This is a genomic window from Clostridium thermobutyricum DSM 4928 (assembly GCF_002050515.1).
In the GTDB taxonomy this organism is placed as follows: Bacteria; Bacillota; Clostridia; order Clostridiales; family Clostridiaceae; genus Clostridium; species Clostridium thermobutyricum.
Map to the genome: position 1 here is coordinate 123,968 of NZ_LTAY01000092.1, position 9,385 is coordinate 133,352.

12 protein-coding genes are annotated in these 9,385 nt (G+C 25.2%); 4 read left to right on the plus strand and 8 right to left on the minus strand.

Annotation, left to right across the window (positions count from 1 at the left end; translation table 11 throughout):
- Positions 1-227: 227 nt before the first annotated feature.
- Positions 228-1,391, minus strand: a complete 1,164-nt coding sequence (locus CLTHE_RS14405) for an iron-containing alcohol dehydrogenase (protein WP_080024063.1) — start codon at positions 1,389-1,391, stop codon at positions 228-230.
- 159 nt (positions 1,392-1,550) lie between these two features.
- Between CLTHE_RS14405 and CLTHE_RS14400 the strand changes: the two genes are divergently transcribed.
- The 3 genes from CLTHE_RS14400 to CLTHE_RS14390 are packed head-to-tail and all read left to right on the plus strand — an operon-like array spanning position 1,551 to position 3,011.
- A complete protein-coding gene (locus tag CLTHE_RS14400; RefSeq protein WP_080024062.1) occupies positions 1,551-2,054 on the plus strand; it encodes an ATP:cob(I)alamin adenosyltransferase in 504 nt (167 codons plus the stop codon).
- A gap of 12 nt (positions 2,055-2,066) precedes the next feature.
- Positions 2,067-2,510: a DUF4430 domain-containing protein gene (locus CLTHE_RS14395; RefSeq protein WP_080024061.1), complete on the plus strand. Its 444-nt coding sequence runs from the start codon at positions 2,067-2,069 to the stop codon at positions 2,508-2,510.
- Positions 2,511-2,516: 6 nt separating this feature from the next.
- Positions 2,517-3,011 carry a hypothetical protein gene (locus CLTHE_RS14390; RefSeq protein WP_080024060.1) on the plus strand — a complete coding sequence of 165 codons (495 nt, stop codon included), beginning with the start codon at positions 2,517-2,519 and terminating at the stop codon, positions 3,009-3,011.
- 60 nt (positions 3,012-3,071) lie between these two features.
- On the opposite strand, the gene CLTHE_RS14385 is transcribed toward CLTHE_RS14390, so the two are convergent.
- Complete coding sequence (locus tag CLTHE_RS14385) at positions 3,072-4,004, minus strand: TRM11 family SAM-dependent methyltransferase (RefSeq protein ID WP_080024059.1); 933 nt, start codon at positions 4,002-4,004, stop codon at positions 3,072-3,074.
- A gap of 20 nt (positions 4,005-4,024) precedes the next feature.
- Positions 4,025-4,456: an N-acetyltransferase gene (locus tag CLTHE_RS14380; RefSeq protein WP_080024058.1), complete on the minus strand. Its 432-nt coding sequence runs from the start codon at positions 4,454-4,456 to the stop codon at positions 4,025-4,027.
- Between the two features lie 155 nt (positions 4,457-4,611).
- Between CLTHE_RS14380 and CLTHE_RS14375 the strand changes: the two genes are divergently transcribed.
- The gene (locus CLTHE_RS14375) at positions 4,612-5,508 is read left to right on the plus strand and encodes an aldo/keto reductase (protein WP_080024057.1); all 897 of its coding nucleotides are present in this window, start codon (positions 4,612-4,614) and stop codon (positions 5,506-5,508) included.
- A gap of 90 nt (positions 5,509-5,598) precedes the next feature.
- Here the strand turns inward: CLTHE_RS14375 and CLTHE_RS14370 are convergent, their stop codons facing one another.
- The 5 genes from CLTHE_RS14370 to CLTHE_RS14350 all read right to left on the minus strand — a co-directional run bounded on the left by CLTHE_RS14370 (position 5,599) and on the right by CLTHE_RS14350 (position 9,311).
- Positions 5,599-6,150 carry a manganese efflux pump MntP gene (locus tag CLTHE_RS14370; protein WP_158082751.1) on the minus strand — a complete coding sequence of 184 codons (552 nt, stop codon included), beginning with the start codon at positions 6,148-6,150 and terminating at the stop codon, positions 5,599-5,601.
- 76 nt (positions 6,151-6,226) lie between these two features.
- A complete protein-coding gene (locus CLTHE_RS14365; RefSeq protein WP_080024055.1) occupies positions 6,227-7,921 on the minus strand; it encodes a bifunctional diguanylate cyclase/phosphohydrolase in 1,695 nt (564 codons plus the stop codon).
- A gap of 68 nt (positions 7,922-7,989) precedes the next feature.
- Positions 7,990-8,127, minus strand: a complete 138-nt coding sequence (locus tag CLTHE_RS14360; protein ID WP_002596976.1) for a cyclic lactone autoinducer peptide — start codon at positions 8,125-8,127, stop codon at positions 7,990-7,992.
- 1 nt (position 8,128) lies between these two features.
- The gene (locus tag CLTHE_RS14355) at positions 8,129-8,785 is read right to left on the minus strand and encodes an accessory gene regulator ArgB-like protein (RefSeq protein WP_080024054.1); all 657 of its coding nucleotides are present in this window, start codon (positions 8,783-8,785) and stop codon (positions 8,129-8,131) included.
- Entirely contained in the window at positions 8,757-9,311 is a 555-nt protein-coding gene (locus CLTHE_RS14350; RefSeq protein ID WP_158082750.1) for a hypothetical protein, read from the minus strand. The genes CLTHE_RS14355 and CLTHE_RS14350 overlap by 29 nt, the downstream gene beginning before the upstream one ends.
- Positions 9,312-9,385 lie beyond the last annotated feature (74 nt).

Below are 9,385 nucleotides of genomic sequence, written 5' to 3' on the forward strand. Positions count from 1 at the left end.
TAATTATTTATTAATATTATAAGGCTTAATAATACTTTTTCTTCCATTTTTTTTAATCATTCTATTAATTGTTAGACTTATTTTTTTATGTAGTTATGTAACGTTTACCTTAAGTGTTCACATAAATGTTTTTTCATTTCTAAGGGTTTTTAGGCATTTATAGAAAATAAAAACAGTATCTTCTAGATATTTCAAATTATCTAAAAGATACTGTTTTCTTAATTTATTTATAGAGAAGATTTAAATATTTGTATTATTGAGTCTTTATCTAATGGTTTATAACCATCTATTATTCCTTTTCTAACACAATGCTCTGCCATATCTTCAAAATGCTCATCATTTATATTTATTTCTTGTAAAGAACTTGGTATTTCTAATGATTTAAAAAATTCTCTAGTTTTTTCTATAGATTTTTTAGCTATCTCTTCTTTATCTAAACTCTTATCTATATCCCATACATTAATTCCATACTGAACAAATTTTTCTATAGTTGTATTATCTAATACGTATTCCATCCAATTTGGAGTTAATATTGCAAGCCCAACTCCATGAGTTATATCATAATAGGCACTTAATTCATGCTCTATTGGATGAACACTCCAAGCTCCTGATTTACCATTTGAAAGTAACCCATTTATTGCAAGACTAGATGCCCACATTAAATTTGCTCTAGCTTCATAATTTTCTCCATCTCTATAAGCAATTGGTCCATAATGTATACAAGTTTTTAAAAGTGCTTCGCACATTCTATCTTGTAAATAAGCTCCTTCATTTTTACTAAAATAAACTTCTAATATATGACTCATTATATCTGCTGTTCCAGCTGCTGTTTGATTTTTAGGAACTGTATAAGTATATTCTGGATCTAATATAGATGCTTTTGGTCTCAAATCTGGATGACCAAATCCTAATTTTTCTCGTGTTTCTAAATTACTTATTACTGCTCCTGCATCCATTTCTGATCCTGTTGCTGCTAATGTTAAAACTGATATTATAGGAAGAACTTTTTTTATTTTTGAAGGATCTACTATTAAATCCCATGGATCTCCATCATAAAAGCTTCCTGCTGATATAGCTTTAGCACAATCTATTGTACTTCCTCCACCTATTGGAAGAATAACATCTATTTTATCACTTTTTACAAATCTAACTCCGCGTCTTACTGTATCTATTCTTGGATTTGGTTCTACTCCTGAAATTTCTATACATTTTATATTATTTTCATTTAATAAATCTAAGACTTTATCATATAACCCTATTTTTCGTATACTTCCTCCACCATATACTAATAGAACTTTTTCACCATATTTTTTTATTTCATTTGGTAAGTTTTCTATAGCTCCTTTACCAAAATGTATATCTGTTTTAATTGAATAATGAAAATTCTTCATAATATCGCCTCCTTTTCTCATTATAATAGTATAGGATAATTAGTTTGTTATTATAATATTAATATTTTTTTATTTTACTTTTTTATTGTATTTTTATTATAATAAAAAAGACTTATTGTCAATTAATAAATTATATCAGTTATAATTAAAGGAGGATTTATGAAAAAGAATATAGATTTAATTTCTTATCCATTTCTTAATGAAGATTTTGGTCCTGTAGACCATGAGGTTTTAACAGATTATCTCTCTTCTATACTTGGAAGAATTTATTCTTTAGATACACCTTTAAAAGAAGAAACATTTTGGCTTATGGATAAAGTTCTTCATTTAAATGGCTCAATTAGAGGAAAACTTGCTATATTTGATTCTGATATACAATATGGATTAAACTTAATTTCAAAATTAAAATCTTATAATAAAGATAGAATTTCTGGGTTTGTTTATCCAATTGGCCATCCTATAGCTTGTGAATATCATGTTGCAAGAGGAATTGCTAAAAGAGTTTGTAGAAATTTATACTTACTAAAAAAAAGTGGAACTGAAGTTCCTGAAATTTTATTAGATTTTTCTAATTTAATGACTAATTTGCTATTTCTTTTTTCTTTGGAAGTTAATAGATTAAACAACATCCAAGAAAAAGTTTTTATATCAAAATCATATTAAAGGAGTTATATAATGAAAAAATCAATTTTACCAAAGATAATTATAGCTATAATTGCTATATTAGTAGTTATCGGTATAGTTTTTGCTTCACGTAACCTTATCAAAGGTCAAAAAGGAGAAAAAACTATAACTATAACTATAGAAAATCAAATAGATCATAAATATCTAATGAAAGATAAGAAATTTGAAACAGATTCAAAAACACTTGCTGATTTCTTAAAGGCAAATCAAAAAGACTTAAAAGTTACTTTTGAACAAACTAAATGGGGTCCATTTATAACTGGATTAATGGGTGTTGACAGTACAAATATGGATAAAGGTCCTTGGTGGATGTATTCATATGACTCTCCATCACAAAACTTAAATTTAAAAGTTGGTGCAGCACCAGCTGCTGATAAAATAAATCTTGCTAATGGTGATAAAATAGAATTTGTATTTACTAATAATGCGGGGTAATTTAAATTGTCAGCTAAAGATATAACTAGAATAGCAGTTTTATCTGCAATACTTTTTATAGTGTATTATTTGGGTTCTACGCTTATGTATGTTAGTATAACTAATTTTGTAATGCTTCTTTATGGAGTATATGTTAAAAGAAAAAATGCTTATATTACAATTGTAGTATTTTGTTTTTTAGTTATGCTTTTATATGGATTTGGAATGTGGGTTATAATGTATTTTGTTTTATTTCCTCAATACATACTTATATATTCAGCCTTATATAAAAGATGTAAATCTGAATATGTTTTAGCTTTTGTAGGTGCTTTTTTAACTTTCATTTGTGGAACATTAATAGATTTACCTTTTATAATTTCAACTGGACTTGGAGGTCATGCTTTAGTTGTAAGGCTTGTATTAGGCTTTGAAACTGATTTAGGATCAACATTATGTACACTATTTGGAGTATTATTCTTATTAAAACCTCTAAAAAGAGCTTTTAAAGGAATGGAAAATTAATAAAAAGTGTCTACTCTTAAATTTAAGGTAGACACTTTTTATTTAATTATATTAATATTTCTATTTACATATAGAAACATATCTTGTGAATTTACCTTTGCAAACTTTGCAAGCATCTAATATTTTAAATCCTGCTTCTTTTATCATATCATCCATATCTTCAAATGTTATTATTATCATTTTATCACTTATTCTTCTAGCAGTATTTATTATATCTCTTTGTTCTTTTTCGGTTGTTTTTGTAAAAAGTCCATAAGGAATATCTATTATAGAAACATCATAATGACTTTCTAAATCATGCATACTTCCTTTAGTAACTCTTTTTTCTAACCCAAAAAATTCTAAATTTCTTTTTGCATTAGCCGCAATTTGAGGATTTATTTCACATCCACATATATCAAGTCCCATTGATAATCCTTCTATAATTGTAGTACCTACTCCACAGCAAGGATCAATAACTTTTACATCTTTATATCCCTTAGTTCCTATATTTACAATAGCCTTGGCCACTCTTGTACTTAATGAATTTGAATATGAGCAAGGTTTTCTATCATGTATATGCCACTCATAATCATTTCTAACATTTATTCCAAACATCCATTTTTCATTAAATTTTGTTATACCAAGTGATATTTCTGGATTATGTATATCAGGAAATCCATTTACTACAAGCCCAATTTCTCTTACACTCCTTAATCTTTCTTCATAAGGCACATTTCCAGCTTCTAATCTTAAATATTCAACTTTAAACTTTTCAAAAGAAACATTATCAGTTTTTATATTTTCTAAAATCTTCTCTAACGAATCTTCTTCATATATTACATCTAATCTATTTTTTATAAATGGACTATTAGATGGATTAAATTTTCTTTCTGATATTAATATCTTATTATTTGGTTCTTTATTAAATAATTCTCTCATTTCCATCATACATAATTCTGCTTCAAAAACTGGATAATTAACTATGTATAAATACTTTTTAAATTCTTTCATAATTCCTACTTTCTATAAAATTAGTTCTTCCAAAGCATTAAATATTCTTTTTCACTAATTTTAATATTTTCTTTCATATTTATAATTATAAATTTATTTCTACTATAAAATTCTACTGCTTTCTTATTTTTTTCATATACTCTAAGAATAATTTTATTTCTCTTTTCTTTCACAAAATTAATTAAAGCTTTTCCATATCCTTTATTTTGATATTCATACTTAATAAAGATTGCTCCAAGAAATTCTTTTTCTATAAGACTTATAAATCCTATTATTTCTCCATTTAGCTCATAAACATAAGTTTCTGCAGTACTTATATATTCTTTTTTAACTACTTCATATACTTTATCCCAATATTCTTTTTTTATAAAAGAATGACAATTTATAGTTTCTTTATACCATAAATTCATTATGTACTCTACTTCATTTTCTTTTAATTCTCTAATATTCATTATTTATTCCTTTATTAATTATACTTTTATTATTTATCTTTTATTTTACATTAAATAAGTTTTTTTAACTACTTAAAATTCAAAGCTATTTGAAAATGTATACATAAAAATGTTACACTATAATTAGTAAAATTTTGAAATGAGGTGCTTTGCTAATGGAAAGAATAAAACTAACAGATGATTTATCCTTCTCAAGAATAATTCAAGGTTTTTGGAGACTTAGTAATTGGGGACAAACCCCTTCTGAAACTTTAAAATTTATGAATAATTGTATAGAATTAGGAATAACTACTTTTGATACAGCAGACATATATATGTCTGAAACTTATCAAAGAGAAGCAATGAAATTAGATAAAACTATTAGAAATAAAATAGAAATTGTAACTAAATGTGGTATAAAGCCTCCTATTGAAGCTTTATTTAAAGATGTAAAAACACCCCACTATAATTCAACTAAAGATCATATAATAAACTCTGTAGATAATTCTTTAATTAGACTTGGTGTTGATAATATTGATGTAGTTTTAATTCATAGACCAGATTATTTAATGGATCCAAGTGAAGTTGCAGAGGCTTTTAATGAAATAAAAAAAGCTGGAAAAGTTCGCGAATTTGGAGTTTCAAATTTTACTCCTTCTCAATTTAATCTTTTAGCTTCCTATTATGATGGAAAACTTGTTACTAATCAAATAGAAATTTCTCCACTAACTGTTAATGCTTTTGAAGATGGTTCTATTGATAATGCTATGATTAACCACTCTTCTTTAATGGCTTGGTCTCCATTATCTGGAGGAAAATTATTTAAAGATGATTGTGAACAAGCTATGAGAGTTCGTGCATCACTAAATGAATTAAAAGAAAAATATTCTGCTTCTTCTATAGATCAAATAGCTTATGCTTGGATTTTAAAACATCCTGCCAAAATAATGCCGATAGTAGGAAGCTCTAAAATTTCAAGAGTTAAACAAGCTACATCAGCTTTAAATATTAATCTTTCTCATGAAGATTGGTATTATATCCTAGAAAGTTCTCTTGGAAGAAGTGTAAAATAAAACTATCTGTATAACAAATATTTTTTTATTTTTCACAAACTTATATATTAATATTATAAAAAGGAGATAGTTTTTACTATCTCCTTTTTACTAAAACAATACTTTTATTCCTAAAAGTATTAGTATTACAGCTCCTATTATTTCAGCCCATTGACCATCTATTTTTTTGCCCATTATGTAACCTAATATAGATGCAATTACTGATAATATAAAAGTTACTACTCCTATTATTAAAGGGGGAGAAATAATATTACCTTTATATGTAGCAAACGTAATTCCTACAGCTAAGGCATCAATACTTGTAGCTAATCCTAAGGCTAATAATTCTTTAAAATTTAATTGTTGTACTTTTTCTTCTTCATTTTCATCATTCTTAAAGCAATCTATTAACATTTTTATTCCTAATATAATAAAAACTAAAAATACTATTATTTTATTATATTTATCTATAAATGAATAAAAATATCCTCCAATAAATCTTCCTATTAAAATCATTGCCCCCTGGAAAATTCCAAAAGTTAATGCCATACTAACTGTTTCACTAACATTAAATTTTTTAAATGTTATTCCTTTAGCTAGTGCTACTGCAAATGCATCCATTGCAAGCCCAACACCTATTAGAACTATAGATAAAAATCCCATATTTTTTACCTCCATATTTTTATCTTTAAAATCATATTTTATCACTAATTTCAAAAAAAATATAGAGATAAATAAATTACCTTAATGAATTTAATTCATTAACATTTTCTTTTAATGTCTTTATAAATGCATCTACTATTTTAGGATCAAATTGTTTTCCACTCCATTTTCTCAGCTCTTCTATTCCTTCTGAATAAGTCTTTCTCTTATTATAAGGTCTATTTGATGTCATTGCATCGAAACTATCAACTACAGTTAAAATTCTTGCTAAATAAGGAATCTTATTTCCTTTTAATCCTTCTGGATATCCAGTTCCATCAAATTTTTCATGATGATACAAAATTATAGGTTTTACTCTGCTTAATGACTTAACTGGTTCTATTATATCAACACCATTTTGAGGATGCTCTTTTAACATATTCCATTCTTTATCATTTAAAGGCATCTTTTTAATTAATATTTCTTTTGGAATATTTATTTTTCCTATGTCATGCATATAAGCACCATATTTTAATTCTCTTTTTTCATCTTCAGTTAAATTCAGAGCTTCACCTAAAATTTTACTATAAAAAACAACTCTTTCTGAATGCCCATAAGTGTATCTATCTTTTGCATTTATAACACTTATAAGTGTTTTTATAGATGTTACTAATTCAATATCTTTTTCATCAATATCCCCTTTTATTTCATCTAATATTGATGTATATGTTTCTACTCTATTTTTATTAAAAAATTTAGCTTTATATAAGGCATCATCTGCTGATTTTATAAGTTCAACTTCATTTGCTGCTCTATCAGGATAAACAGAAATACCAATAGAAGCTGTTAAATTTCCATTAGGTTGATTTTCTTGACCTTTAAAATATTTTTTTTCAATTTTTTTTCTTATGCTCTCTGCTATATCTGTTGCTTTTTTTTCATCTGTAAAAGGCATTATAACTGCAAACTCTTCTCCTCCATATCTTGCAGGAATAAAGTTTAATTTTTTATATTCACTTAATATATTTCCTATTTCTCTTAATATATTATCTCCTTCTTGATGTCCATAAAGGTCATTATATTGTTTAAAATAATCTATATCTAAAAATATTACTGATAATTTACCTTTCTTTTTATCAACATCTTTTATTGAATTTATTAATGCGTCATAAAAATATCTATGATTGTATAGTCCTGTAAGTCCATCTTCATTTGCTAAGCTAGTAAGTTTATTTATAGATTTATTTGCTAATTTTACATAATATCCAAGTGGCCACGCTGTTAATATGAAAACACCACAAAGAATTAAGTCGTTTTCAAAATAAATGTTAACTTCTGCTCTAGGCATAGCTACAATATCTATCCCAAGTATTATCAAAGAAGATATTAATGCAGTTATTATTCCTCTTTTCATTCCTGATTGAATTGTTGTAGTAGTTATTATAAAAAGAAATAACACTTTATATTGACTAGTGTTTCCTCCTGATATTAATATCACAATAAAAAATATAGACATAAATATTATATTTTCTATTATCTGAATATTATTTTTTGTTTTAGTTAGATGTCTTTTAGAAGTTGAAAAAGACCAAATCACATATATAAATAAAAGTAAAAATATAAAAAATCCAATACCTATTATGCTACATTCTTCATATAATTTATTGTTTTGAACGCTTGCTTTTGCAAAGAAACATTGTAACATTATTGTTCCAGCAAATAATAATGATGCTAATTTTACTAATGCTACAATATCATTTATTTCCATTATATTAGTTGTTTTCTTTTCCATATTATATTCCTCTATTTAACAAGAAAGTTTGCCTTTATAAAAGACAAACTTTCGTATTAACCTTACTTCTATTTATCACTTAAGCATTCTGGTTCTTCTGGTTGATAAAAGCTCCATAAGCAAGCTGAAGAAGCAACTAGCCCAGCGAAAACTGTTGCTACAGCAGCAGCCGCAAATAAAATTTTTGAATTAATAGTTTTTACCATTTTAATTTCCTCCTAAGCTAAATAATTTATTTAAAAGAAAATCTATTTTTCCAAGAACTATATACCCAAGTTTAGTAATAGAAAAAACCTGCCAACATATTCCCGCATATATACTTATAATATATACTAAAATATATTGTCTATTAAAATTACTATAAATCAGTAATAGAATTACTGTTATTAATAGATATACAGTTAATATATATATAGATTTTCTCTTTAATCTTTTTCTTTTTTCTTCTTTTTTGATTCTCTTTTTTTCACTATCTCTAGGTGCTAATTTATAAATTAAATAATAAGAAATTATAAATAATATTATTCCTATTATTAATACCGCTGTAAATTTTAAGTTTATATATTTTAATATTATTGGTACTATTATGCATATAATTGTTCCAATAAATGAACATATTCCTGGCGTACTTGCATGAACTCCACCTGAATATTTTCTAAGTATACTTATAGTAAAAGACATTATTAAAGCTGGTACTAGTACATTAAATATTAATCCAAATATAATAACTAATCCTATAGATATAGCTATTTGAATTATTGCAAATACTCCATATTGTATAACTTGTCTCTTTTGATCATTTCCATTAGTCTCTTTAGCTAACTTTATAGCTATTTTATTCGATATTTTTTCTACACTTAGCATTTATAAATTTATCTCCTAATTTTTTTATTAATAAAATTAATATTATAAATATTATTAATGATGGGAATCCCCATACTATTTTTAAAATTTCATTATTAAATATATAATTTATGTTTTCTGCAAACACTTTCATTATTCCTAAATCTAAGCCCTCGCTTAAGAAAAGAACTACTGCTGCTATAATAGCTGCTCTAACGGTATCAATCATATCTATTTTATTTATTTCTATTCCTAATCCAACTAAAATTATTATATTTAAAATAGTATGTATTCCATAACTTATTGGAAGTAATCTTATTAAGTAAACGGACAAGGATAATAAAACAGCTGATGTAAAATATCTTTTAAAATCAAATTTAGCTTTAGTCAAAACATAGAGTGAAAAAACTAATAAAAAGCTTTCTGGAATTGTTATAAATATAAATTCTATAGGCGTTAACCTTAATATATCCATACTTTTGCTCCCTACTTTATTTATTTTTACTTTTAATGAACTATAAATTACAATTATCGCAAACAATTTCATAAAATATCTACTGTAAATTTAAAATATCATATCCAAATAATATTTTATTAAAGAAAGATTTTATTATATATACT

Excerpts from the sequence above, each read along its gene's own strand:
- CLTHE_RS14405 (WP_080024063.1), bottom strand. The coding sequence starts at position 1,391 with ATGAAGAATTTTCATTATTCAATTAAAACAGATATACATTTTGGTAAA.
- CLTHE_RS14400 (WP_080024062.1), top strand. The coding sequence starts at position 1,551 with ATGAAAAAGAATATAGATTTAATTTCTTATCCATTTCTTAATGAAGAT.
- CLTHE_RS14395 (WP_080024061.1), top strand. The coding sequence starts at position 2,067 with ATGAAAAAATCAATTTTACCAAAGATAATTATAGCTATAATTGCTATA.
- CLTHE_RS14385 (WP_080024059.1), bottom strand. The coding sequence starts at position 4,004 with ATGAAAGAATTTAAAAAGTATTTATACATAGTTAATTATCCAGTTTTT.
- CLTHE_RS14380 (WP_080024058.1), bottom strand. The coding sequence starts at position 4,456 with ATGAATATTAGAGAATTAAAAGAAAATGAAGTAGAGTACATAATGAAT.
- CLTHE_RS14375 (WP_080024057.1), top strand. The coding sequence starts at position 4,612 with ATGGAAAGAATAAAACTAACAGATGATTTATCCTTCTCAAGAATAATT.
- CLTHE_RS14370 (WP_158082751.1), bottom strand. The coding sequence starts at position 6,150 with ATGGGATTTTTATCTATAGTTCTAATAGGTGTTGGGCTTGCAATGGAT.
- CLTHE_RS14365 (WP_080024055.1), bottom strand. The coding sequence starts at position 7,921 with ATGGAAAAGAAAACAACTAATATAATGGAAATAAATGATATTGTAGCA.
- CLTHE_RS14360 (WP_002596976.1), bottom strand. The coding sequence starts at position 8,127 with ATGGTAAAAACTATTAATTCAAAAATTTTATTTGCGGCTGCTGCTGTA.
- CLTHE_RS14355 (WP_080024054.1), bottom strand. The coding sequence starts at position 8,785 with ATGCTAAGTGTAGAAAAAATATCGAATAAAATAGCTATAAAGTTAGCT.
- CLTHE_RS14350 (WP_158082750.1), bottom strand. The coding sequence starts at position 9,311 with ATGAAATTGTTTGCGATAATTGTAATTTATAGTTCATTAAAAGTAAAA.